The 23,496-nt window shown below is 51.1% G+C and carries 18 protein-coding genes and 1 tRNA gene; 13 read left to right on the top strand and 6 right to left on the bottom strand.

Features of this window, described 5'->3' with window-relative positions; genetic code table 11:
- Positions 1-86: 86 nt before the first annotated feature.
- The 6 genes from DEV76_RS04780 (at position 87) to DEV76_RS04755 (ending at position 9,539) form a co-directional block, all read left to right on the top strand.
- Complete coding sequence (locus DEV76_RS04780; RefSeq protein ID WP_109695668.1) at positions 87-677, top strand: RNA polymerase sigma-70 factor; 591 nt, start codon at positions 87-89, stop codon at positions 675-677.
- 80 nt (positions 678-757) lie between these two features.
- Positions 758-1,858, top strand: a complete 1,101-nt coding sequence (locus DEV76_RS04775; RefSeq protein WP_109695666.1) for a FecR family protein — start codon at positions 758-760, stop codon at positions 1,856-1,858.
- 356 nt (positions 1,859-2,214) lie between these two features.
- Positions 2,215-5,634, top strand: a complete 3,420-nt coding sequence (locus DEV76_RS04770; RefSeq protein ID WP_198651942.1) for a TonB-dependent receptor — start codon at positions 2,215-2,217, stop codon at positions 5,632-5,634.
- An 18-nt stretch (positions 5,635-5,652) separates the two neighbouring features.
- Entirely contained in the window at positions 5,653-7,431 is a 1,779-nt protein-coding gene (locus tag DEV76_RS04765) for a RagB/SusD family nutrient uptake outer membrane protein (protein WP_198651941.1), read from the top strand.
- Positions 7,432-7,621: 190 nt separating this feature from the next.
- On the top strand, positions 7,622-9,028 hold the full coding sequence (lpdA, locus tag DEV76_RS04760; RefSeq protein WP_109695660.1) for a dihydrolipoyl dehydrogenase: 1,407 nt from the start codon (positions 7,622-7,624) through the stop codon (positions 9,026-9,028).
- A gap of 25 nt (positions 9,029-9,053) precedes the next feature.
- Positions 9,054-9,539 carry a heme-binding domain-containing protein gene (locus DEV76_RS04755; protein WP_109695658.1) on the top strand — a complete coding sequence of 162 codons (486 nt, stop codon included), beginning with the start codon at positions 9,054-9,056 and terminating at the stop codon, positions 9,537-9,539.
- Between the two features lie 33 nt (positions 9,540-9,572).
- Here the strand turns inward: DEV76_RS04755 and DEV76_RS04750 are convergent, their stop codons facing one another.
- The 3 genes from DEV76_RS04750 to DEV76_RS04740 all read right to left on the bottom strand — a co-directional run bounded on the left by DEV76_RS04750 (position 9,573) and on the right by DEV76_RS04740 (position 12,052).
- Complete coding sequence (locus DEV76_RS04750; protein ID WP_109695656.1) at positions 9,573-10,046, bottom strand: hypothetical protein; 474 nt, start codon at positions 10,044-10,046, stop codon at positions 9,573-9,575.
- A gap of 630 nt (positions 10,047-10,676) precedes the next feature.
- Positions 10,677-11,735 (bottom strand): IPT/TIG domain-containing protein, encoded by a 1,059-nt coding sequence (locus DEV76_RS04745; protein ID WP_109695654.1) that lies wholly within the window; start codon positions 11,733-11,735, stop codon positions 10,677-10,679.
- Positions 11,736-11,978: 243 nt separating this feature from the next.
- Positions 11,979-12,052: transfer RNA gene (locus tag DEV76_RS04740), tRNA-Ile, on the bottom strand.
- Between the two features lie 129 nt (positions 12,053-12,181).
- Here DEV76_RS04740 and DEV76_RS04735 point away from each other — a divergent pair.
- Positions 12,182-12,805 (top strand): HAD family hydrolase, encoded by a 624-nt coding sequence (locus tag DEV76_RS04735; protein WP_109695652.1) that lies wholly within the window; start codon positions 12,182-12,184, stop codon positions 12,803-12,805.
- A gap of 3 nt (positions 12,806-12,808) precedes the next feature.
- On the opposite strand, the gene DEV76_RS04730 is transcribed toward DEV76_RS04735, so the two are convergent.
- From DEV76_RS04730 to DEV76_RS04720, 3 genes are read right to left on the bottom strand one after another with little or no spacing between them, the layout of a single operon-like run.
- On the bottom strand, positions 12,809-13,084 hold the full coding sequence (locus DEV76_RS04730) for a DUF4834 family protein (RefSeq protein ID WP_109695650.1): 276 nt from the start codon (positions 13,082-13,084) through the stop codon (positions 12,809-12,811).
- 50 nt (positions 13,085-13,134) lie between these two features.
- A complete protein-coding gene (locus tag DEV76_RS04725) occupies positions 13,135-13,500 on the bottom strand; it encodes a TM2 domain-containing protein (protein WP_109695648.1) in 366 nt (121 codons plus the stop codon).
- Positions 13,493-13,777, bottom strand: coding sequence for a DUF2752 domain-containing protein (locus DEV76_RS04720; RefSeq protein WP_109695647.1), 285 nt, complete (start codon positions 13,775-13,777; stop codon positions 13,493-13,495). Before DEV76_RS04720 ends, DEV76_RS04725 begins: the two co-directional genes overlap by 8 nt.
- A gap of 185 nt (positions 13,778-13,962) precedes the next feature.
- Between DEV76_RS04720 and DEV76_RS04715 the strand changes: the two genes are divergently transcribed.
- The 6 genes from DEV76_RS04715 (at position 13,963) to DEV76_RS04690 (ending at position 23,475) form a co-directional block, all read left to right on the top strand.
- The gene (locus DEV76_RS04715; RefSeq protein ID WP_109695645.1) at positions 13,963-14,427 is read left to right on the top strand and encodes a ribosome maturation factor RimP; all 465 of its coding nucleotides are present in this window, start codon (positions 13,963-13,965) and stop codon (positions 14,425-14,427) included.
- 13 nt (positions 14,428-14,440) lie between these two features.
- On the top strand, positions 14,441-15,688 hold the full coding sequence (gene nusA / locus DEV76_RS04710) for a transcription termination factor NusA (protein WP_109695643.1): 1,248 nt from the start codon (positions 14,441-14,443) through the stop codon (positions 15,686-15,688).
- A gap of 127 nt (positions 15,689-15,815) precedes the next feature.
- Positions 15,816-19,238 carry a translation initiation factor IF-2 gene (gene infB, locus DEV76_RS04705; RefSeq protein WP_109696648.1) on the top strand — a complete coding sequence of 1,141 codons (3,423 nt, stop codon included), beginning with the start codon at positions 15,816-15,818 and terminating at the stop codon, positions 19,236-19,238.
- Positions 19,239-19,356: 118 nt separating this feature from the next.
- Positions 19,357-20,751, top strand: coding sequence for a peptidylprolyl isomerase (locus DEV76_RS04700; RefSeq protein WP_109695641.1), 1,395 nt, complete (start codon positions 19,357-19,359; stop codon positions 20,749-20,751).
- Between the two features lie 185 nt (positions 20,752-20,936).
- Positions 20,937-22,784: an amidophosphoribosyltransferase gene (locus DEV76_RS04695; protein ID WP_109695639.1), complete on the top strand. Its 1,848-nt coding sequence runs from the start codon at positions 20,937-20,939 to the stop codon at positions 22,782-22,784.
- A gap of 187 nt (positions 22,785-22,971) precedes the next feature.
- The gene (locus DEV76_RS04690; RefSeq protein WP_109696646.1) at positions 22,972-23,475 is read left to right on the top strand and encodes a SixA phosphatase family protein; all 504 of its coding nucleotides are present in this window, start codon (positions 22,972-22,974) and stop codon (positions 23,473-23,475) included.
- Positions 23,476-23,496: the final 21 nt, after the last annotated feature.

Genomic DNA, 23,496 nt, shown 5'->3' with positions numbered 1-23,496 from the left:
AGGACGTATTCCGCTTAATTCTGTAATATTACTTTCGGTACCATGGTACCCAATAACCATCGAAAACAGTAGCAGTGGACAATAACATGTTATGGATCAACCAGGATCTTGAGTTGTTGCGTCAAATAGCGGAGGGTGATGAACATGCATTCACTACCTTGTATCACCGCTATGAAGCCCACATTCTGCAGGTCGCGTCCGTATATGTCAAAGACCGGGACGCGTCACGTGAAATCGTGCAGGACGTTTTCAGGAAACTTTGGGAGAACAGGGATAAACTTTCCGAAGTCCGTGATATGCGGAACTACCTCTTCATTATTGCCCGCAATCTTATCTTCAACCGTTTTAAGAAGGCAGCGCACGAAATGGCTGTCCATAAAGATCTGCTGTACGCCACAGAAACCGCCGGCAGCGATACCGATTACCGTGTACGCAACCGCGAATGTGAGCACCTTCTCCATACAGCGATCGATAGTTTACCTCCACAGCGGAAACGCATTTACCAGCTGGCCCGTGAAAAAGGCATGAGCTACGAAGAAATAGCCCATGAACTCAGGATATCGCGGTTTACGGTGAAGAACCATATGTCTCAGGCACTCCAATCCATCCGGCTGTACCTCCTCCAGCATTTACATACCACCATTGCTGCCGCTCTCGGGCTGCTGATGGGGTGGTAAAATATTTTTTCTGACAGAATAGTCCGACCCTTATTTTCAAATGTCTTTATCTCAAAGGCGTAAAAGTGAATGCCACGAAAATGACAGAACAGGATTTCTTAAAACTGCTATCCCGGTATAAAACGGGCAGGTTATCAAGGCGGGAAGAAGCGGCTTTTGCCGAAGCGGCTGCCTCCGGCAGGTTCGACCAGCTGGTGCAGGACGATGTGCTGGAAGCCCTGATGCAACCCCCTGCCGAAAAGCGGGGATGGATGCGGGTGGTAGGATCCTGGCGTTACAGAGCTGCCGCAGCGGCAGTACTGATTGGTGGTATATCCGCTTTTTTTGCCATGAGAGCATTAAAGAACAACGGTACTGATGCGCCATCCGGAATGCCTGTGGCCGAAGTACTGCCGGGGAGTAATAAAGCCCTGCTCACACTGGCCGATGGTTCTGTGATGGAATTAGACAGCTCGGGGGCTATCGTTATCCCCACCCAGGGCGATGCCAGTATCAGGTCAGCAGGCGGACAGCTCAGTTATGACGGCAATGCCGGTAGCGGAGGCGCCACTGCTTTCAATACCCTGCGCACCCCAAGAGGCGGCCAGTTCAAGGTAATCCTGTCCGACGGTACGAAGGTGTGGATGAACGCCGAATCGGCCCTTACTTACCCCACCACCTTCAGTGGCGATATGCGGGAAGTGGAACTGACGGGAGAAGCCTTTTTTGAAGTAGAGAAAGATGCGAAGAAGCCTTTCCGGGTAAAGGCCAGCCAGACTACGGTGGATGTATTGGGAACCAGCTTCAACGTAATGGCCTATAAAGATGAAAAAGAAGTGAACGCCACACTGGTGCAGGGAGCAGTTATTGTGAAGGGGAATGGCGGAGCGAAGCAGTTGCAGCCTGGCCAGCAGGCCACGGTAACGGAAGGGAGCGCATTGCAGGTGAATGAAGTGGATGTGGAAGAAGTGCTGGCATGGAAGAATGGATTGTTCATTTTCCAGGATGCCGATCTGCATTCCGTGATGCGGCAGCTGGCACGCTGGTACGATGTGGAAATCGAATACCAGGGCCGGCCATCAGATATGAAATTAAATGGAGCAGTATATCGAAATTATAGTCTGTCACAAGTCCTAACAGTGCTGAAAGCAACAGGTTTACAATTCAGAATAGAGGCCAGAAAGCTGATCATTATTACGTAAAGAAAAAAAGTCACCAACAACCAGACATGAGTGCTGCAGACGCCATCCTGCAGCGATGAAGAACTATTGCATGATAAGACCAAATCTATATAAGCTGCGGCTTCGCGCCTGCGGCAAGGGGAGATATTTTCACCAACTAAAATCCATCCACATGAAAACGTAACGTACGCAATTCCCGATAAAGAAGCCGGAGGTGCTGGTAACACCCCCGACTTTAATTCGCTCGGGTATCACCTAAATCATCATTTGCTGCGATTCATTAAACAACACCCAAACATTGCAAATTTATGCATTTGAAATTGAATGGACATGTTCCGTACAGGCGCGGGCATGCCACAACCAAAATCTGGAAGGTTATGAGAATGACCGCTTTTATGCTCCTCATTGGATTTTTACATGTTAGCGGCGATGCTTTGCCGCAAAACATTTCCCTGGTCATGAACAAAGCGCCGCTGCGCAAAGTGTTCAAAGAGATCAGGAAGCAGAGCGGGCATCTGTTCCTTTACGACGATAAGCTGATTGGCCCTCATCAGAAGGCCGACGTATGGCTGAATAATGTGCCGCTGAAGCAGGCGCTCGAAATGGTGCTGGAGAATACAGGACTGGAATTCGAGATCGTGGAAAAGAACATCGTGCTGCGCAGGCAACCATTGCCCGTACTGCGGTATTTCCCTGCGGCAGATACCTCCATCATCCCTGAAGTTACCGGTAAGGTAACCGATGATACCGGCGAACCCCTCATCGGGGCTACCGTTCTCGTAAAGGGAACCACGCAGGGCATTGCCGCTGATATTCATGGCATTTTCCGCCTCCGGAATGTGCCTAAAAGCGCCATCCTGGAGTTCCGGTTTACCGGCTATACTTCCAAAGATGTGCCGCTGGACGGGCGAAGCAGTTTATCCATTGCCCTGGTAGTAGATAACAGCAAGCTCGATGAAGTAGTGGTAGTAGGCTATGGTGCACAGAAGAAAGCCAACCTCACCGGTGCGGTAGACCAGGTAAACGGGAAAGAGATGGAGAACCGTCCTGTTACCCGCATCTCCCAGGCACTGCAGGGTATGGTGGGTAACCTCAACATTACCTCCACCACAGCAGGCGGCGCGCCCAATGCAACACAGAACATCAACATCCGCGGATATACAGGTATGGGAACTACAGGTGCCCCGCTGATTGTAGTAGACGGTGTGCCGGGTGGGGACCTCAACGCCATTAACCCCAGCGATATCGAAAGCATTTCCATCATTAAAGACGCGGCCTCCGCAGCCATCTACGGTTCCAGCGCTCCTTACGGCGCCCTGCTGATCACTACCAAACAGGGTAAAAGAGGTGCTGCGCCAAGGATCACCTATAACAACAACCTCAGCTGGGCCACCCCCATCAACATGCCCAGCATGCTCAATTCTCTCGAGTTTGCGGAATTGTATAACGAGTCGTTCGTAAATGCCAACCGTGCAAAAGCATTTGATGATGCTACCATCCAGCGGATTAAGGATTACCAGTCCGGCGCTATGAAAGATGAAACCATCAAATCCCCCACGGCCAACAACTGGCAATCGTGGACAGGTGGTAATGCGAACAACGACTGGTTCAAGATCTACTTTAAAGACGTGGCCTTCAGCCAGCAGCATAACGTAGGCGTAACAGGTGGCGGCAACAAATCCACCTACTACATCGGCCTTGGTTATAACGACCGTGCCGGTATGTACAACTTTGGAGACGATAAATACAAACGTTTCAACGTACGTGCCAATATGAGCAGTGAGCTTACCGACTGGATGACCATCAACCTCCGCAGCTCCCTCACCCGCGAAGTATTCAATTCTCCCAATACCTATGGTAACAGGACCGGTGGTAACTATATGCACCAGATGGCCCGCAAATGGCCCACCGTTCCTCTCTTTAACCCCGATGGCCAATACTCTGAAACCAGCGACGTGCTGCTGCACCTCAATGGTGGCCGCCTCAACCGGGTGAAAGACGGATCTTTCCTTACCGGTGAATTTGTATTCAAACTGGCAAAAGGCTGGAATGTTACGGCTAACTATACCTTCGACGGCTTCCGCCAGGGCGAAACCAACCACACCAAAACGGTGCTGCAATACCTCCCCGATGGTACAACAGGAAACATAGGCGGTACTTTCCCCAATGGCTTCTCCCGTTCAGACATTAACAGCGAGCACCACGTTATCAACGCCTTTACAAGCTATGAACGGAGCCTCGGCAAGCACAATTTCAAAGTACTGGGCGGTTATATCAAGGAGCTTACTTCTTACACCTCCTTCGGCGCCAGCAACAGCCAGCTGTATTCCGATAATATTCCCGCACTTAACCTCGCTTACGGCGTAAGCCCCTCCATCTCCGATTTCGTACGGAAGCTGGCAGTGGAAGGGTTTTTCGGAAGGGTAAACTATTCCTTCGATGATAAATATCTGCTGGAGCTGAATGGCCGGTACGATGGTACTTCCCGCTTCCTCAATGATGTGCGCTGGAAATTCTACCCCGGCATTTCTGCAGGCTGGAACCTGCACCGCGAAGATTTCTGGCAGCCACTGAGCAAAGCCATTACTTCTTTCAAACTGAGAGGTTCTTACGGCTCGCTGGGCGATCAGTCGTTCATTGATCCCGATCCGGGCAATCCCAACTACTATCCCTTCTACCCCAGCCTCGGTACTACACGCCCTACAGGTACCAACTGGCTCTTCGGCGGCGCACAGCAGGCAATGGTAACCATGCCCGGCCTGGTGAATACCGGCCTTACCTGGGTAACCACTACCTCCCTTAACCTGGGCGTAGATGCATCTTTCATTGATAATAAACTGACCACAACGTTCGACTGGTACATCCGCAAGGCCAATAACTTTGCAGGACCTTCGCAGGTACTGCCTTCCGTACTCGGCACCGGCGTACCTTCTGCCAACAATACCGATATCGAAACACGCGGATGGGAACTGATGATTAACTGGGCCGACCGTGTAGGTGAGGTGAACTACCGCCTGCGCGGCGTAGTGAGCGATTACCGCGGTAAAGTACTCAAATACCCCAACCCCACTAACCTGATCACATCTTGGTATTCCGGAGAACAAATGGGTAATATCTGGGGCTATACCACCCTTGGTTATTTCAAAACCGACGACGAAGAATCCAAGAGCCCGCGGCAGAATAAACTGTCGGCCGCTAACTGGACTGCAGGCGATATCAAGTATGCCGACCTTAACGGTGATGGTGTTATCGACTGGGGGAACAACACACTTGCCAATACCGGCGACCGCAGCATTATCGGCAACACCACTCCCCGTTATGCTTACAGCTTCATCGGCGAGGCCAGCTGGAAAGGGTTTGATGTATACGTTTTCCTGCAGGGAATTGCTAAACGCGATGCCTGGGTAGGCTCTAACTACTTCTGGGGTGTAACCGGCGACGAATGGCAAAGCTCTCCCTTCTCGGTACACCGCGACCGCTGGTCGCCTACCAACCCGGACGGCTATTTCCCGAAATTTTATATGAGCGGGGAAAACGGGAAAAACACCCAGACGCAGACCAAATACCTGCAGGATGCTTCTTACCTGCGTATCAAAAACGTGCAGCTGGGTTACACCCTGCCTAACGACCTGATCCGCCGTATCAAAGCACAGAAAGTGCGGCTGTATGCCAGTGTGGAGAACCTGGCCACTTTTACCAAACTGGTGAAAACGATGGACCCCGAACTGTCTATCGGCGATGCTAAAATCTACCCGCTGCAGCGTACCTATTCACTTGGTCTGAATGTTAGTTTCTAAGCAAAAAAAATGAAGACAATGCAACTGAAAAATATCATCGGGATGATGGCCCTGGCGTTGACGGCGCTAACGTCCTGCACGAAAGATTTCCTGGAGCGCGCGCCTGAAACAAGCATCAGCGAAGCGGAATTCTGGAAAAGCACGAACGACATGAAGCTGTACGTCAACAACTTCTACAATAACACCACACTGCTGCCCCACTACGGGCTGGGAGGCTTCGGAACCATTGGTATCTATGGACTGGATGCTGATCAGGGCAGCGATAACATGATTAGCATGGGTGTTAACGGTATGCTGAATGGTGAACGAACCGTACCTGCCACCAGTGGCGACTGGACGTGGGGCATCATTCGCAATGCCAATTACTTCCTCGCCAATTACGGCAAGGTGCAGGACAGCTGGGATAACGTGAAGCCCTATGTTGGTGAAGCCCTCTTCTTCCGCGCTATGATGTATTACACGCTGATGAAAAACTTCGGCGCACTGCCCTGGATCAGTAAGCCCCTTACGCTTACCGATACCACAATCCTGTTTGGTGCCCGCCTGCCCAGGAACCAGGTGGCAGATTCCATTCTCAGCGATCTGGACAAGGCAATTGAATACCTGCCTTCAAAATCCGCCGCACAGGCATCGCGGATCAATAAGGAAGTAGCACTGGCTTTCCAGGCAAGGGTGGCATTGTTTGAAGGCAGCTGGGAAAAGTACCACGCCGGTACTCCCTTCGGTGTTGCAGGGTCTAACGGCACCAAATACTTCGAGAAAGCAGCAGCGGCAGCGCAGGCTGTAATGACGGGAGGCCTTTTCGGCCTCGATAACGTGGGTGCGCCCAATGGTTACTGGCGCATCTTTAACCAGGCCGATCATGGTGGCAGTAAGGAAGTGATGTTCTGGCGTAAGTTCGACGTGGCGCTGGGCCTCCATCACAACTGGCACCGCTATACCTCCAGCGGTGCAGGCCGCGGCCTTACCAAAACGCTGGTAGACGCATATCTGTGTACCGATGGTGCTCCCATTGCCATCAGTCCGCTGTACCGGGGCGATGATTCCCTGATCCGCGTAGTGGCCAACCGCGACCCGCGCCTTTCCCAAACCATGTATGTACCTGACGGGGAGCATATTATCACCAGCAACCAGCCGCAGGGCGCACCCAATAATATTTTCAAAGTACCGTCTTTCGAACAGGCAAACGAAGGCAAGCCCGCTACCGGCTACCAGGTGTATAAAGGGCATGCTACCGACTATAACCAGCAGAACGCGGGTAACCTCGGTATCACGGCGGTAATTTACTTCCGCTATGCAGAACTGCTCCTGAACTTTGCAGAAGCTAAGGCCGAATTGGGAACGCTTACCCAGGCTGATGTGGATGCCACCATCAATAAGCTGCGGGGCCGTGTGGGTATGCCCCCGCTGGTGCTGAGCGCTATTGTGACCGATCCCAACTGGGAGTTCCCGGCCCTTAGTCCTGTAATCAATGAAGTACGCCGCGAAAGAAGGGTAGAGCTGGCCTGCGAAGGCTTCCGGAAGGATGACATCTTCCGCTGGGCAGCTGCTGATGAACTGATCGTAGGCAAAAAGCCCAAAGGTGCGAAGAAAGACCAGTGGACTACCCTGGTGCCCGCCAACCAGCTCAGCTCTTACCCAGTGGATGCACAAGGGTATATCGAGCTGTTCAAAAACATTGCTACAATGGCCAATGGTTATAAGTTCCGGACAGACAGGGATTACCTCCTGCCGTTGCCTACGAACGAACTGACCCTCAATCCGAAACTGTTACCACAAAACCCGGGTTGGCAGTAAAAAGTTTAAGCCGTTAGCGGCTACTCTGCCCCGATAAGCTTCAATTTTATGAAAGGCGCCCTGCAAGGGGCGCCTTTTTTATGCCCTCCCGTGATTTGTACAGCAACCGCCGGGAGATGTCCATTGCCGGTGGCCTGTCAAAACAATACATTCGTTCGTTTGTAATATTTGAACGCTAAAACCAGACATCATGGAAAACAACTTCGACGTTATTGTTATTGGTTCCGGGCCGGGGGGCTATACCGCTGCCATCCGTGCCGCGCAACTGGGCAGTACCTGTGCCATCATAGAAAAGTATCCTGTGCTGGGCGGCACCTGTACCAATGTGGGATGTATCCCCTCCAAGGCGATGCTCGACAGTTCGGAGAATTACGATATCATTTCCCATAAAGTCGCCAAGCAGGGTATACAGGTAAAAGGGGTGGAAATAAACTTCGGAGAAATGGTAGCCCGAAACCGGCATGTGGTGAAGCAGAATAACGATGGACTGGTTTTCCTCATGAAGAAGAACAAGATCCAGACATTCTACGGGCTGGGCACCATGGGAAAAGGAAAGAAAGTAACCGTGCAGCAGGCCGATGGTAAAACGGTGGAGCTAACAGGGAAGAACATCATCATCGCCACCGGCTCTAAGCCATCTGCCCTGCCCGGCATTACGATCGATAAGCAGCGCATCATTACCTCTACCGAGGCGTTATACCTGCAGGAAATGCCGAAAACGATGACCATCATCGGCGGCGGGGTAATTGGGGTGGAAATGGCTTCCATCTTCCACCGGATTGGAGTAAAAGTTACGATACTTGAATATGCGAAAAGCCTCATCCCTACCATGGATAGCGAGCTTGGGAAGGAATTGCAGAAGCTGCTTACAAAATCGGGGATCGAAATACTGACCGGCTGCGCCGTGAAATCGGCAGTGAATAACGGAAAGGATGTTACCACCACTTATGCAGACCCATCCGGCAAGGAAGTGACTGTTAATGCTGAGTATTGCCTTGTGGCAGTGGGGCGCCGTCCGTATACGGAAGGACTGGGATTGGAAAATACCGGGGTGAAGACAGACGAGCGCGGGAGGATTGAAACCGATGAAAAGCTGCAAACTGCAGAGGCCGGCATATATGCGATAGGTGATGTTGTGAAAGGTGCCATGCTGGCGCATAAGGCAGAAGATGAAGGGGTGATGGTGGCCGAAACCATACATGGTAAATCGCATCACATCAATTACAACTGCATCCCGTCGGTAGTATACACCTGGCCGGAAGTGGCAGGTGTTGGGTATACGGAAGAGCAGCTGAAGGAGAAGAATATCCCATACAACAAAGGAAAGTTTCCCTTTATGGCCAGTGGCAGGGCCCGTGCCTCCGATGATCTGGACGGGTTTTCCAAAGTACTGTCTGATCCGAAATACGGCGAAATCCTGGGGGTTCACATAATTGGAGCGCGTGCCGCGGATCTCATCACGCAGGCGGTAACCGCAATGGAGTTTGAGCTGACGGATATAGAGCTGGGCAAAATCTCCTACGCGCACCCAACTTTCTCGGAAACGCTCAAAGATGCCTACCTGGCCGCGTCGGGGAGAGGGGCGATCAACTTCTGATGTATTTGTCACCAAAATCTGTCATATGACCTGGAAGCGTATTTTAGTCGGTTTGCTCATTTTGTTTGTTATTATTCAGTTTTTCCGTCCGCAGAGGAATTTGTCTGCCGCAGTTTCGGACAATGATATTTCCAGAAAGTACCCCATTCCTGAAAACGTACAGACCATTCTTCAGCGCAGCTGCAACGATTGCCATTCCAACAACACGCAGTACCCGTGGTATGCCAATGTGCAGCCCGTGGCCTGGTGGATGGATAAGCACGTGCGCGATGGTAAGCGGAAGCTCAACTTTTCAGAGTTCCTGAGTTACCCGCTCAAGCGGCAGGATCATAAGCTGGAAGAAACGACGGAGCAGCTGGAGGATCATGAAATGCCGCTATGGTCGTACCTTATTACACATGGCGATGCCCGGCTGGATGAAGCGCAGATCAGGATACTGACTAACTGGGCCAACAGTCTGAGGCCCGGTATACAGGCAGAAATGTTTCACGAAGCACAGGCTTCCATGTAAAAAGAAAACCGGCACATCGCCGGTTTTCTTTTTTTACTTCTTAACGAGGCAGGTATAGCACTGCGTAGGTTCCAGATCCATGCGGATCCAGGCATCGGGGTAGGGATAGATAGAAACATCGAAGTAATAAGTGCCGGGCGATGTGATGGTTTGCCGGGTCACTTCTCCGCCATGCATATATATCACGGCGTCGGCTACACCGGAGCCGGAGATCTCCATAGACAGGGTGTCTGACCGGGAAGTGAATTCACCAACGTATTGCCCGCTGCCGATGGGGTACGGGATCTGGAAATCGGAGAACCCGCCAACAGCATCTATCTGGTAATAGCTGGCGGTCTGAAAGCTGCCTACGGCGATCCAGATACCGGAGGCGGCGGGCATTTTTACGGCTTCGATGTAGCTGCCGAGGTCGTTAAAAGGATTCGGGAGCTGCCGGGCAGGAGTACTGGCGGAAGCATGGAAGCAAAGGGTCAGCAAAATGCAGACGGGAAAAAGGATTCTTTTCATGTGGAATGTTTATCAGGGTAAGAAAAATCGTGGAATAAGGGTAACGGGTGCACAGGTTCCGGGAATCAATGGAAGATAGAGTTTCATTTTCGGATTTCAAAGCATTAATGCCGCAGTGTGTAATGATTCGAAATATAAAGTAAGTCGGGAGGTTTTAAAAGCTTACAGCGGGTGTGGGTATGGTGAAGTGATTGTGTATTATGGTTTTAAGGCAATTGAAGATCATTTAGGGCCTGAGTAAGCAGGTGTGTATACTTCTAATTTAGGATCAGAGGATTTGCAGTGGGCGTTGAAGATGGTGGCAGACTGTAGTATTCATGGGTGCAAAGGGGGAACATCGGGTGGAGATTGAGAATGGCGGGGATAAAAAGGCTGATAACAGTGGGATTATTGTGTGGGAAAGTAGCATGGCAAATATGTGTGTTGGTTGCGAAGAGCGCACCTCCGCCTTCCGGGATTTCCGCAATCGAATTGGAGTTGGATATTTTCGAAAGCCCCTATGATCAGGCTTAGAAGTTTTCGAAACCTGCAGTTACCGCTGAACAATCTGATTCGAATAATCATAACCCAGTGTGCAAATAAAAAGAGTGCCACAAATGCGGCGCTCTTTTTTAAGTATCGATAGTCCTATTATGGAATGGCTTCGTACGTATAAGTAGTATGTTGTAGCCGGTTGTTGTTATTGACGAATTTAGTTCTGACAAGCGTAGGTATATTAGCGATAGCTACTACCTGTTCACGGAAATAATCCAGGATTGGAGTTGCGGAAAAGGTGGCAGTTTCTGCCATAAAGTAGCTGGGGCCTGGTTGAGAAGGAACCATTGCCAGCTGAGGGTCCGGAATATACAGGAACTGCATATATATTTCTGTTGAGGGAGTGCCGGCAACAGGAATGATCTGCCGGGTAACTTTAATCTTTCCATTGATATATTCGTAAGAATAATTGTCTTCAGACACTAGTGCTCCCGTTGCATTTTTTGTTTTGGCGTGTAAGAGCTGGCGACCCATTAATACATAATCGTGAGTGGCAGTGAGGGTAGACACGGGGTTTGCGGGATCGGTCATATTCACATCAAATACCTTGTCGCCGGTCATTACATTATTGGTATAGACATACTCAATCCGTTTCGTATAAACCGGAGCTTCCAGCCATGAATAAGTTTCACTGGCGATCTGTCCTGCGCCGTTATAAGTATAATTGGAAACGCTTCTGTCAAAGAATAAGTGATTGATTGGGTTACGCCATTTTTGGTTCCGGGTAACCAGCTTCCCGGTACCGTCGTAAACAAAAGTAAACCAGTATTCACCTTCCATGTATTCTTTAAGCCTTTTGTTGGCAAAGGTATTGGAGGACACCGGGTATTCGTTCGCAGAAGTATCCGCGCCATTTGCATTCGATATAATGAGATAGCCTGGTAAAGCGTTGTTTGGAAGCGTTACAATCAATACCGAATCGTTCGCCAGCTTTACGGTGGAGCTTTGGTTATTAATTTTAACAGTCACCCCGGAAATGGAAGTTCCGAATCCTTTACCTTTTATCATGATGTCTGACCCGGCACTGGCTTGTCCGGGAGCAATACCGGTAACAACCGGAGCTGGTGGCTGAGTTGGAGGATCATTGTCTTTCTTTTTGCAATAGGAAAATGCAACGAAAGAACAGATTACAACGGGGAGAACGCTGTTTTTCATAAGGGCAGATTATTGGAGTTAAAGAAAGGGATTACGCGTATGCGGTTTCCGTCATTACAAATTAAAGGTACTGTTAAAAAGGGATTAATTACCAGCATTAACATTTCCTGGAATTCAGGGTAGCATGATGTGAACGCTAATATCTCAAATAGTTTTGTATTCAGATAATTTGCCATATAATGGCAGCGGATTTGTAACAAACGAAAAAAGCGCCACATGTGTAGCGCTTTTTGTTTGTGGAGGTGGTCCCACCTGGGCTTGAACCAGGGACCCCCTGATTATGAGTCAGATGCTCTAACCAACTGAGCTATAGGACCGGTCCGGTTAAGGACAAAGAATTTATCAACAAACTTTGATGGGTTCCCTTCTTTCAAGGGGACGGCAAAAGTAAATATTTTTTCTTCATTGTCACAAATTTTTGATGTGTCGCGTACATTTGTTCTGCCATGCAAGGAATAAGACACATCATTTTTGACCTCGGCGGGGTCATCCTCAATATCGACTATAACCGTACCAGCCGTGCTTTTGAAGCGCTTGGCGTGGAGGATTTCGGGAAGCATTACTCACAAATGCACGCCGATTCGCTTTTCGAAGATCTCGAAACCGGCCGGGTTTCGGAAGCGGAGTTCGTCCACAAACTGAAAGGTGTGCTGCCGGAAGGGGTTTCGGACGAGCAGATCATTGCAGCCTGGAATGCCATGCTGCTGGATTACCCGGTGGCCCGGCTGCAGGTGCTGCAGCAGCTCCGGAATCATTACGATCTGTTCCTGCTGAGCAATACCAATGCCATCCACATGGCTGCATTTAATAAAATACTGGAAAAAGAGCGCGGCATTCCTTCACTGGCCGCATTTTTTGACAGAACCTACTATTCTCACATCATGGGCTGTCGCAAACCGGAGCCGGAAGCATGGCAGATGGTGCTGGAGGAAAACGGGCTGAAGCCGGAGCATACCCTCTTCATCGATGATACCCTTCCGAATGTGGAAGCAGCACAGGCACTGGGCATCCGGTCGATCCACCTGCAGGCGCCCGCTACCATACTCGATATTTTTAAACCGAAAGGGTAAGGATTACTTTACTTCCTCGAACTCGATGTAATCGCCATCGTCCCGCTTACGGGCCGGCTCATGGGAAATGGGAGGCGATTGCGGCTGGGCCTGCTGTTGTTGCTGGCCTTGCTGATAACGCTGCTGTTGCTCGAACTGCTGGCGCATGGCGTCCTGCATGTCGCGCATCTGACGGCGCACCTGTTTGGTGCCGCGGTATACGGGAATGATAAATTGAAAGATCAGCTTATATAAAAACCATCCCGCGAGGATGTAGATGACTAATTTTACAAAAGACATGCTGCAAAGATAGCAGATACCCTCTTTTTTTGCCTCATTTTAGGATTTTTTTAACGCTCTGTCCATGTTCTGCTGAGCATGGCGGCAACCTCCAGGCTGGCCTGCTTATTATATTCCCAGGTGAGCTTGCGGTAATTAATGGCGTCCACGATGGTGCCGATGAGGCAGAAGCCCAGTGTAATTACATACAGGATGCCCAGCAGGATCTGATCGAGCAGGAAGCGGTGGATGCCGTTGGGGCCAACGAGGCCGATCAGGCAGGTGATGAGGATGGTTTGCGGGTCTTTACGGCGCGCCTGGTAGAGGAACAGGAACTTTTTCCGGGTTTCGGGATCAAATTTTTTGGTCAGCTCCTCGAGCCATACGAGCTCTTCGTGGTCGATGCCCGGGAGGGCTGCGTAATAGTAACTATCCATGTTTTAAAGAATGATATTGAATTTTGGCTAACTGGCCGATGCGCCAGAGCAGTACTGCCACCACGGGTACTCCGAGTTTATGGCTTTCCCAGCTTTCCTGCCACTGGCCGTGGAAAAGGTGGGAGATGGCATGCCCCAGGCCACAGCCCGGGCAACCGTCAAAGCCTATCCAGCGCCAGACGCAGAGGCTGGGAAGGGAAGCGTGCGGGTCCATACAGGCGAGTAAAATAAGCCCTCCCGCCCATACGGCTAATTCGGGCTGAATCCGGGAAATCATGAGAATTCAAGTTACGGCAATTGCCGGGTATAACCAATTACAAATATAGATAATGTGACTGGGATTGGATTTGGGGGAGGGTAGCCGGAAAGAAATAGTTTTTGAAATGAAAATAAATGCTAATTTTGTAGCGGATAAATGATTCAAATGAAGGGGACGATGAGAGTCCCCTTCTTCTATTTTGTATGGCAAATGAACAAGTGATAGCGCGCATCCGGGAGTTCCTCGACGCTCTGCTGGCAGATAAGCCCGAGTATTTTGTAGTTGAAATCAGGATCAAGCCTACCAACAATGTAAAGATTTACGTGGATGCAGACAGCGGCGCGTCTATCGATAAACTGGTGTCGCTTAACCGGCAACTGTATCCTCATCTGGAGACAGCCGGCATATTTCCCGACAACGATTTTTCACTGGAAGTGTCGTCTCCGGGGCTCGATGAGCCGTTGAAGACGCATCGTCAGTTTGTGAAAAACGTGGGCCGGAAGGTGGAGGTAACTATGCTGGAGGGTACTGTGAAGGAAGGTAAGCTGCTGGCTGCCACCGAAACAGAGCTGACGCTGGAGGAAACCATCGGGAAAAAGAAAGAGATCAAGACATCAAACATTCCTTTAACTGAAATCAAGCACACAAAGGTGTGCATCGTGTTTTAAAATTATATATAACATGGCTAGTATTAACCTGATTGAGTCATTCACCGAGTTCAAGGAGGCCGAGAATATCGACCGGCCCACGTTGATGAAGGTGCTGGAAGATGTGTTTAAGACGCTGTTGCGGAAGAAATATGGCTCAGATGAGAACTTTGACGTGATTGTAAATACTGAAAAAGGTGACCTTGAGATTCTCCGCCGCCGTACTATCGTTGAAGATGGTACTGTGGAAGACGAGAATGCGCAGGTGCCTTATTCTGAAGCCATTCTGATTGAGCCGGATTACCAGGTGGGAGAAGAGCTGTACGAAGAAGTGGAGATCCTGGATTTTGGCCGCCGCGCCATCCTGGCAGCGAAGCAGACGCTGACTGCCCGTATCGGTGACCTGAAGAAGAACATCCTTGTTAAAAAGTATGGAGACCGTGTGGGTGAGATTGTGACAGGGGAAGTTTACCAGGTGTGGAAAAAAGAAGTTTTATTATTGGATGATGAAGGGAATGAGTTAATATTGCCTAAATCCGAGCAGATACCGACGGATTATTTCAAGAAAGGAGAAAATGTGAGAGCGGTTGTGAAGAAAGTGGAGCTGAAAAATAACTCCCCGCTGATTATCCTTTCCAGAACACATCCCTCCTTCCTGGCCAAACTCCTCGAAATCGAGGTTCCGGAAATTTTCGACGGGCTTATCGTGATCAAAAAGATCGTACGCGAGCCGGGCGAAAGAGCCAAAGTTGCCGTGGAATCCTATGACGACCGTATCGACCCCGTAGGCGCCTGCGTGGGTATGAAAGGAAGCCGGATTCACGGCATTGTGCGTGAGCTCCGTAATGAGAACATTGACATCATCAACTATACCGCCAACATTCAGCTGCTGATTCAGCGCGCCCTCACGCCTGCACGCATCAGCCGGATGGAAGTGGATAACGAGAACAAGTACGCCTCCGTTTACCTCAAACCCGACCAGGTATCACTGGCCATCGGTAAAAAAGGCGTTAACATCAAACTTGCCTGCGAGCTGACCGGTTACGAAATCGACGTATTCCGTGACGAAGAGCAGGAACAAACAGAATTCGATATCGACCTGGAAGAATTTGCAGACGAAATCGAAGCCTGGGTGATCGATGAGCTGAAGCGTATCGGTTGTGATACTGCCCGCAGCGTTCTGGACCTTACTTCGGAAGAACTGGTACGCCGCTCCGACCTTGAAGAGGAGACCGTAACAGAAGTGAGAAGGATTCTCCAGGAAGAATTTGAAAAAGAATAAGCCTTCCGCTACCCCTTCCCATAGGGTTGGCTTTTTTGATTGCAGAGATATTTGAGTTATTGTTAAAATGTTAAAAGATTTGCTCCGCCGGTTGGTGGGGATTAAACGGGAAGGACGAGAAAACGATATGCCTGAAGTAACAAACAACACACCGAGATTGCTGGCCGCAGCCAAGGAATTCAATATTGGCAAGGAAACGCTGATCGATTTCCTCGGCAATAAAGGCTATGATATGGATGGATTCGGTTCTCCCAACGCCCGTCTCACAGCCCAGATGTACCATGCACTGCAGCAGGAGTTCCAACAGGATAAGGCCAACAAGCGAAAAAGCGACCAGATCGCTTTGCCGAAAGGAACGGTGTTAGACGCAGCCAAGAAGAAGGAGAAGGAAGATGCAGAGCTGGCAGCGAAGAAAAAGGAGGAAGCAGACGCCACCACCAAAAAGAAGGAGGAAGCGCCCGCATCCAAACCTGAACCCGCACCCCAGCCTGAGCCCGCCCCCAAAGCGGCGCCTCAGCCAGAGGCCCGTGCAGAGCAACCTGCCCCTCAGCCCGAACCCGCTCCCCAACCCAAACCCGCAGCAGAAGCCAAACCCGAGCCTAAGCCCGAACCGGCTCCTGCACCACAGGAAAAAGCTCCCGAGCCCCCTGCTGCGAAAGAGGAAGAGGTCGTTAAACCGGAATCTCCGAAAATTAATGGTCCCCGTGTAATGGGAACCATCGATCTCGACGCCCTCAGTCCCGCCAACCGCAAAAAAGCTGCGAAACCCGAGCAGCAGGAAGATAAGCCAGCCCCCGCTCCACAGGAAGCAGCGCCCGCAGCAGAAGCTAAACCAGCTCCCAAGCCGCAGCCCGCTCCCGAGCCTAAAGCTGAAACAGCTCCTGCCCCCGCCCCCGAGCCTAAAGCCGTGAAAGAAGAAGCCCCCGTTCAACAGCCGGCACCGCAGCCTGAAAAGCCTGCCGCCGAAGTTAAACCGGAGCCTCAACCTCAGCCACAGCCTAAGCCCGCAGCAGAAGCCAAACCCGAGCCTAAACCTGAACCGAAACCGGAACCCAAACCAGTGAAAGAAGCAGCACCTGCCCCCGCTCCCGCAGCGGAAGCCGCTACTCCTGCCGCTCCTGCAGCCCCCGCCGAAAACGGTGGAGATGAGGGCGGTTCCGTTATCGAGAATATCCAGGCCACCAGGCTCTCCGGCCCCAAAGTAATCGGGAAGATCGAACTCCCCGTGTCTCAGGACCGCCGCGATAACAAAGGCTTCAATAAAGACGAGAAACGTAAGCGCAAGCGCATCGTTATAGAAAAGAAACCCGAGCCCATCAAACCAGGCGAATTCGCCCGTGAAGGTGCTCAGGGTAACCGTGGTCCCGGCCAGCAGGGCGGCCCCGGCGGTAACCAGCAGGGCACACGTGGTCCGGGCGGCCCGGGTGGCCACCAGGGTAACAGAGGCCCCGGCGGCAACCAGCAGGGTAACCGTGGCCCCGGAACCGGAACCGGATACCAGGGTAACAGAGGTCCCGGTGGCGGACCGCATGGTAACCGCGGACCTGGTGGTCCTGGCGGCAACCGCGGCCCCAACAACCGTAACAATCCGCGCCCGGGCCAGGGTAACTTCGGCCAGGGAGCACCCCGCGGACCTCAGGATCGTGAAATCGATAAAAACGAGATCCAGAATAAGATCAAGGAAACAATGGCTAAACTGGGTGGTAACACCCGTGGTGGTAAAAACACCAAGGCCAGCCGCCGCCGCGATAAACGCCATGAAATGGCAGAACGCGAGGCGCAGAACAGGGCCGACGGCAACAAGCTGCAGGTTACCGAGTTCCTTTCCGTAAGCGAACTTGCCACCCTCATGGATGTGAGCTTCGCCGAAGTGATCTCGAAATGTATGGGTCTCGGCATCATGGTATCTATCAACCAGCGCCTCGACGCCGAAGTAATCGAACTGGTATCCGGAGAATTCGGATATGAAGTGGAATTCATCGGAATCGACGACGCTACAGATGATGACGAAGACGAAATCGAAGATGCACCGGAAGATCTGGAACCGCGCGCTCCTATCGTGACCATCATGGGTCACGTAGACCACGGTAAGACCTCCCTGCTCGATTATATCCGTAACGCCAACGTAGTAGCCGGTGAGGCAGGTGGTATCACCCAGCACATCGGAGCCTACCAGGTAACCACCGCTACCGGTAAGAAAGTTACCTTCCTCGATACCCCTGGTCACGAAGCGTTTACCGCGATGCGTGCCCGTGGTGCCAAGGTTGCTGACATCGCCGTGATCGTGATCGCGGCAGATGACGCCATTATGCCTCAAACGCGTGAAGCGATCTCCCACTCTCAGGCTGCAGGCCTGCCGATGGTATTCGCTATCAACAAAGTGGATAAAGACGGTGCCAACCCTGAAAAGATCAAGGAACAGCTGGCTCAGCTGAACCTCCTTGTGGAAGACTGGGGTGGTAAATACCAAAGCCAGGAAATTTCCGCCAAAAGCGGCATGAATATCGACGTCCTGCTGGAGAAAATCCTGCTGGAAGCCGAACTGCTCGACCTGAAAGCGAATCCGAACCGCGAAGCTTCCGGTACAGTAATCGAAGCCACCCTCGATAAGGGCCGTGGTTACGTTACCACCGTATTGGTGCAGAACGGCTCACTCAGCCAGGGCGACACCATCGTGTCCGGCTCGCACTTCGGTAAGATCAAGGCTATGTTCAACGAACGCGGACAACGCGTTGAGAAAGTAGGCCCATCCGCTCCCGTGCAGCTCCTCGGCCTTAACGGTGCACCGCAGGCAGGTGAGAAATTCAGAATGTATGAAGATGAGTCTGAAGCGAAAGACCTGGCCAACCGCAGAGCACAGATCGTCCGTGAACAGGGTATCCGTACCAAGAAACACATTACCCTCGACGAGATCGGCCGCCGCCTTGCACTTGGCAACTTCAAGCAGCTGAACCTCATCATCAAGGGCGACGTGGACGGTTCGGTGGAAGCACTCTCCGACTCCCTGCAGAAACTTTCTACAGAAGAGATCGTAGTAAGCGTGGTACTGAAAGGCGTAGGTCAGATCACAGAATCAGACGTACTCCTCGCTACTGCCTCCGACGCACTTGTTATCGGCTTCCAGGTACGCCCGTCGCTCAATGCGGCCCGCCTGGCAGAAAAAGAGAATATCGAAATCCGCACCTACTCCATCATCTACGACGCCATCGACGAGCTCAAATCCGCGATGGAAGGGATGCTGGAACCCAAAATCGAGAAAAAGGTTACCGCGAACGTGGAAATCCGCGAAACCTACAAATTCGACAAGGCTACGGTTGCAGGCTGTTTCGTACTCGATGGCAAACTCTTCCGCAATTCGCGCATAAACCTGGTTCGCGACGGTATCGTTGTCCACACAGGCGAACTGCAGTCACTGAAACGCTATAAAGATGATGTGAAAGAAGTCGTTTCCGGTATGGAATGCGGTCTCTCCATCAAAAACTACAGCGATCTTAAAGTCGGCGACATCGTTGAAGGCTTTGAAGAAGTGGAAGTTAAACGTACCCTCTAGAATCCAGTTGCGGCGGGCTTAAACGCCCGCCGCAATCCCGAAATTTTTGTTAAATACATTAGCCGTCTTTGTGCGGCTAATTTTTTATCAGTTACTTTGAGAAGACAGTAACATTTATATGAAGAAATTTGTCATATCTTCCTTTGGCGCGATGTTCCTTTTCCAGGTAGCAGTAGCCCAGCAGAAGAAGATCGTGGCCGACAAAATTGTCGCCAAAGTTGGGGAAAAGATTGTGCTTCAGTCCGATATCGAATCGGCACTGGTAGACATGCAGCAGCAGGCCCTCGAAGGCACGCCCCTTCCTCCCAACGCCTCCTGTGCAGCCATCGAACAGATTATTGCGCAGAAAATTCTGGTGCTTCAGGCTGAGCGCGACTCCCTGCCCATCTCAGAATCCGACGTGGAAGGCCGTATCGAATCCCAGATCCGCTGGGCCGAACAGCGCTACAACGGCCGCGAAAACATGACGAAAGTTACCGGTTATACCATCTACCAGCTCCGCGAACGCTTCCGCGACGCTATTCGTGAGAATATGCTCGCCAAAGCCATGCGCGACAAGATCGTAAACTCCGTGAAAGTTACGCCTACCGAAGTGCGCAGCAACTTCGAAAAAATACCGCAGGACAGCCTCCCGTTCTACGAATCAGAACTGGAAATCGGCCAGCTCATTATCCTGCCCAAGGCCAGCCGCGAAATGGATAAGTATGCGTACGATAAGCTGATGGACCTCCGTACCAAAGTGGAAAAGAAAGAAGGCGAGTTCGGCACTTACGCCAGCCTGTATTCTGAAGACCCCGCGGTGCGTGAGAACGGCGGTATCTACCCCCTTAACCGTTACGACAAAAACTGGGACCCCGAGTTCCTCTCCGCCAGCTTCAGGCTCCGCGAAGGTGAAATGTCGAACCCCGTGAAATCACAGTTCGGATATCACCTGATAAAGATGATCAAGCGCGCGGGCGACAACGTAACCGTGCAGCACATCCTCATCAAACCGAACGTACTCAATACCGAGATTACCAACGCTATTCAGAAACTGGATACTATCCGCGCCAACATCATTGCCGGTAAAACCAATTTCGGGGAAGCAGTTGCGAAATACAGTGACGATCCCATGGCTAAGTTCAGCGGTGGTATGCTCACTAACCCGATGACTAACAGCACCTTCATTACCGTTGACCAGCTGAACGACCCTTCTACCAAAGATATCGTTATGCTGATCGACTCCCTGAAGCCCGGTGGCGTTACCAAGCCCATTGAGTATACCGACGAGCAGGGGCGTAAAGGTGTTCGCCTTGTGTATCTGAAAACACGTACGGAACCTCACCGCGAGAACCTGCGTGATGATTACTCCCGCATTCAGCAGCGCACGCTCCAGGAAAAACAGGCCCACGCCCTCAGCAAATGGCTGGTGGACAAAGTGCCTACTTTCTATGTGCATGTGGAAGACGAGTATAAGAGCTGCGACAACGTTTCGAAGTGGTCGGCTGCCAACAGCGTGATCGCAAGCAAATAGGAATACCGCAATTTATAATACGATCCCGGCGCCACCCGCGCCGGGATTTTTTTTGCTTTCCGCTGAAGTGGAAGCGGGGTATGCATTTGGGCCGGAATGCGGATGAGTTGCGGGTTTTCGGGGTGTTTTGGAGGATGCGGCCGTTTGGAAATTTAAGCGTAACTTTGCGACTTCAATTTTACAGCATGAGTGATGCGATTAAGCATGAATGCGGTCTGGCATTCATAAGATTAAGGAAACCATTCAGTTATTACCAACAGCAATACGGAACGGTTTTCTACGGCCTGAATAAGCTGTACCTTCTCATGGAAAAACAGCATAACCGTGGGCAAGACGGCGCAGGCCTGGCCACTGTAAAATTACACACCGAGCCCGGGGTGCCTTTTATGCACCGCATCCGGAGCGCTCAGCCGCAGCCGATTGGCGATGTATTCGGCAAAATCCGTGACGAAGTAGCTGAGATAGAGAAGTATCAACCCGAAATTACCAAGTACCCCGGCCTTATGAAAGGGCACGTCCGCTTCCTGGGCGAGCTGCTGTTGGGGCACCTCCGCTACGCAACGCAGGGTAAAAACAACGTTGACCTCTGCCATCCCTTTGTAAGATACAACACCATCCCCGCCCGTAACCTTGCCATGGCAGGTAACTTCAACCTGGTTAACGTAGACGAGTTGTTCAACTTCTCTAAAGTGACCCCGGGCGAAACACATAAGAACAGCGATCTGGCAGCCATGCTCGAAGTGGTACACCACTTCCTCTGCAAAGAAGATGAAGCGCGTCAGAACGGGCTGGATGTGAAAAATATCCTCAAACAGGCATTCTCCATGTTCGACGGCGGCTACCATGTTGGTGGCATCCTCGGCTCAGGAGATTCCTTCGTGATCCGTGACCCCCACGGTATCCGTCCTTCCTATTACTACATCAACGACGAAGTGATCGTGACCGCATCCGAGCGGGCCGCTATCCGCACTACCTTCAACGTAGGGGAAAATGAAGTAATGGAACTGATGCCCGGGAACGCCCTGATCGTAAAAGAGAATGGGGATTATTCCATCGAAGAGATCATACCTGCCCGTGAGCGCCGTGCATGTTCATTCGAACGCATCTACTTCTCCCGCGGTAACGACGAAAAAATCTATAAAGAACGTCATGCACTGGGGTATCACCTCTCTGAAACCGTTCTTAAAGCCATCGATAACGACCTTCGCAATACCATCTTCTCCTTCATACCCAACACCGCAGAAGTTGCCTTTTATGGCCTTATCAAGGGCCTGGAAGACTATCTGAACAAGATTAAGGTGGAAAGGATCATGAGCTGGGGGAAAGACTTTGATGAGGAAAAGCTGCAGGAAATGGTGAACCGCCGCGTCCGGATCGATAAGATCGCCATCAAGGACGTGAAAATGCGGACCTTCATCACAGAAGATTCCAGCAGGAATGAAATGGTACAGCACGTTTACGATATCACCTATGGTACTGTAAGGCCGGGTACCGACACGCTGGTGGTAATCGATGACTCCATCGTGCGTGGTACTACTCTCCGCGAAAGCATCATTAAAATGCTTGACCGCTTAGGTCCCAAACGCATCATCGTTATGTCTTCCGCACCGCAGATTCGTTACCCGGACTGCTACGGTATCGATATGAGCAAGATGGGCGAGTTTGTGGCCTTCCAGGCAGCCATTGCGCTTATCCGTGAGCAAGGCAAGGAATACATCCTGCAGGAAGCATACGGCCTCGCTAAAGAGCTGGAACGTACCAATACCCTCAATGCCCAGAATGTGGTGAAGAATGTATACAAACCCTTCACACCTGAGCAGATATCCGCCAAAATCGCGGAAATTATTACCCCTGCCAATATCTCTGCTAAAGTAGAGGTGATCTATCAAAACATCGAAAGCCTGCACGCCAGCTGTCCGAACAACCTGGGCGACTGGTACTTTACCGGCGACTATCCCACCCCAGGTGGTAACCGCGTGGTGAACAAGGCATTCATGAACTATATGGAAGGAAAGAACGAAAGGGGTTATTAATCCCGATCGGAATCACCGATATTTAAAAGGGCCGGAACGCGCGATAAGCGTTCCGGCCCTTTGATTTTCAATGCTTCGTGTGGTCTTTACCGTGGCTGGCTGTGTTAAATTTCCTTTAATTGGCGTGTTTTGTGCCAAAAAGCATTATTTTAGGATAAGTGTTTGTAGTCAATTACTTACAATGTATATGAAAACATTGTTATTGATCCGCCACGCAAAATCCAGCTGGAACGATCCGGATATGGATGATTTTGACCGGCCCCTCAACAAACGTGGTAAGCAGAACGCGCCGGAGATGGCTGTAAGGCTACTATCCCGCGGTATACCGCCGGACCTGGTTATCTCGAGCCCTGCCAAAAGAGCCCGCACCACCGCACGCATTATGGCGAAAGAATGGAATTATCCCCGCGAAGCCATTTTGCTGGAAGAAGAGTTGTACCTCTGCTATGCCTCCACTTTTCTGAAGATCATCACCCGCATCGATGATGATTTTAATACCGTTGCCATCTTTGCTCATAACCCCGGCATCACCGATTTCGCTAATTACCTGACAGAAGAAATCCGAATCGATAACGTTCCCACAGCAGGAGTTTTTGCCATCTCTGCTGACACAGAACGCTGGGAGGATTTCGACCGCGCCCCTAAAAAGTTCCTCTTCTTCGACTATCCCAAGAGTGAAGAAGCCGTATAACCCGGCTTCCATATCATGTTA

It is taken from the genome of Chitinophaga deserti (genome assembly GCF_003149455.1).
GTDB lineage: Bacteria > Bacteroidota > Bacteroidia > Chitinophagales > Chitinophagaceae > Chitinophaga > Chitinophaga deserti.
Note: the sequence above shows the minus strand (reverse complement) of the source record. Positions and strands in the feature narration are given on the sequence as shown.

Coding starts and splice junctions, on each gene's coding strand:
- DEV76_RS04780 (WP_109695668.1), top strand. CDS start 87: ATGTTATGGATCAACCAGGATCTTGAGTTGTTGCGTCAAATAGCGGAG.
- DEV76_RS04775 (WP_109695666.1), top strand. CDS start 758: ATGACAGAACAGGATTTCTTAAAACTGCTATCCCGGTATAAAACGGGC.
- DEV76_RS04770 (WP_198651942.1), top strand. CDS start 2,215: ATGAGAATGACCGCTTTTATGCTCCTCATTGGATTTTTACATGTTAGC.
- DEV76_RS04765 (WP_198651941.1), top strand. CDS start 5,653: ATGCAACTGAAAAATATCATCGGGATGATGGCCCTGGCGTTGACGGCG.
- lpdA (WP_109695660.1), top strand. CDS start 7,622: ATGGAAAACAACTTCGACGTTATTGTTATTGGTTCCGGGCCGGGGGGC.
- DEV76_RS04755 (WP_109695658.1), top strand. CDS start 9,054: ATGACCTGGAAGCGTATTTTAGTCGGTTTGCTCATTTTGTTTGTTATT.
- DEV76_RS04750 (WP_109695656.1), bottom strand. CDS start 10,046: ATGAAAAGAATCCTTTTTCCCGTCTGCATTTTGCTGACCCTTTGCTTC.
- DEV76_RS04745 (WP_109695654.1), bottom strand. CDS start 11,735: ATGAAAAACAGCGTTCTCCCCGTTGTAATCTGTTCTTTCGTTGCATTT.
- DEV76_RS04735 (WP_109695652.1), top strand. CDS start 12,182: ATGCAAGGAATAAGACACATCATTTTTGACCTCGGCGGGGTCATCCTC.
- DEV76_RS04730 (WP_109695650.1), bottom strand. CDS start 13,084: ATGTCTTTTGTAAAATTAGTCATCTACATCCTCGCGGGATGGTTTTTA.
- DEV76_RS04725 (WP_109695648.1), bottom strand. CDS start 13,500: ATGGATAGTTACTATTACGCAGCCCTCCCGGGCATCGACCACGAAGAG.
- DEV76_RS04720 (WP_109695647.1), bottom strand. CDS start 13,777: ATGATTTCCCGGATTCAGCCCGAATTAGCCGTATGGGCGGGAGGGCTT.
- DEV76_RS04715 (WP_109695645.1), top strand. CDS start 13,963: ATGGCAAATGAACAAGTGATAGCGCGCATCCGGGAGTTCCTCGACGCT.
- nusA (WP_109695643.1), top strand. CDS start 14,441: ATGGCTAGTATTAACCTGATTGAGTCATTCACCGAGTTCAAGGAGGCC.
- infB (WP_109696648.1), top strand. CDS start 15,816: ATGCCTGAAGTAACAAACAACACACCGAGATTGCTGGCCGCAGCCAAG.
- DEV76_RS04700 (WP_109695641.1), top strand. CDS start 19,357: ATGAAGAAATTTGTCATATCTTCCTTTGGCGCGATGTTCCTTTTCCAG.
- DEV76_RS04695 (WP_109695639.1), top strand. CDS start 20,937: ATGAGTGATGCGATTAAGCATGAATGCGGTCTGGCATTCATAAGATTA.
- DEV76_RS04690 (WP_109696646.1), top strand. CDS start 22,972: ATGAAAACATTGTTATTGATCCGCCACGCAAAATCCAGCTGGAACGAT.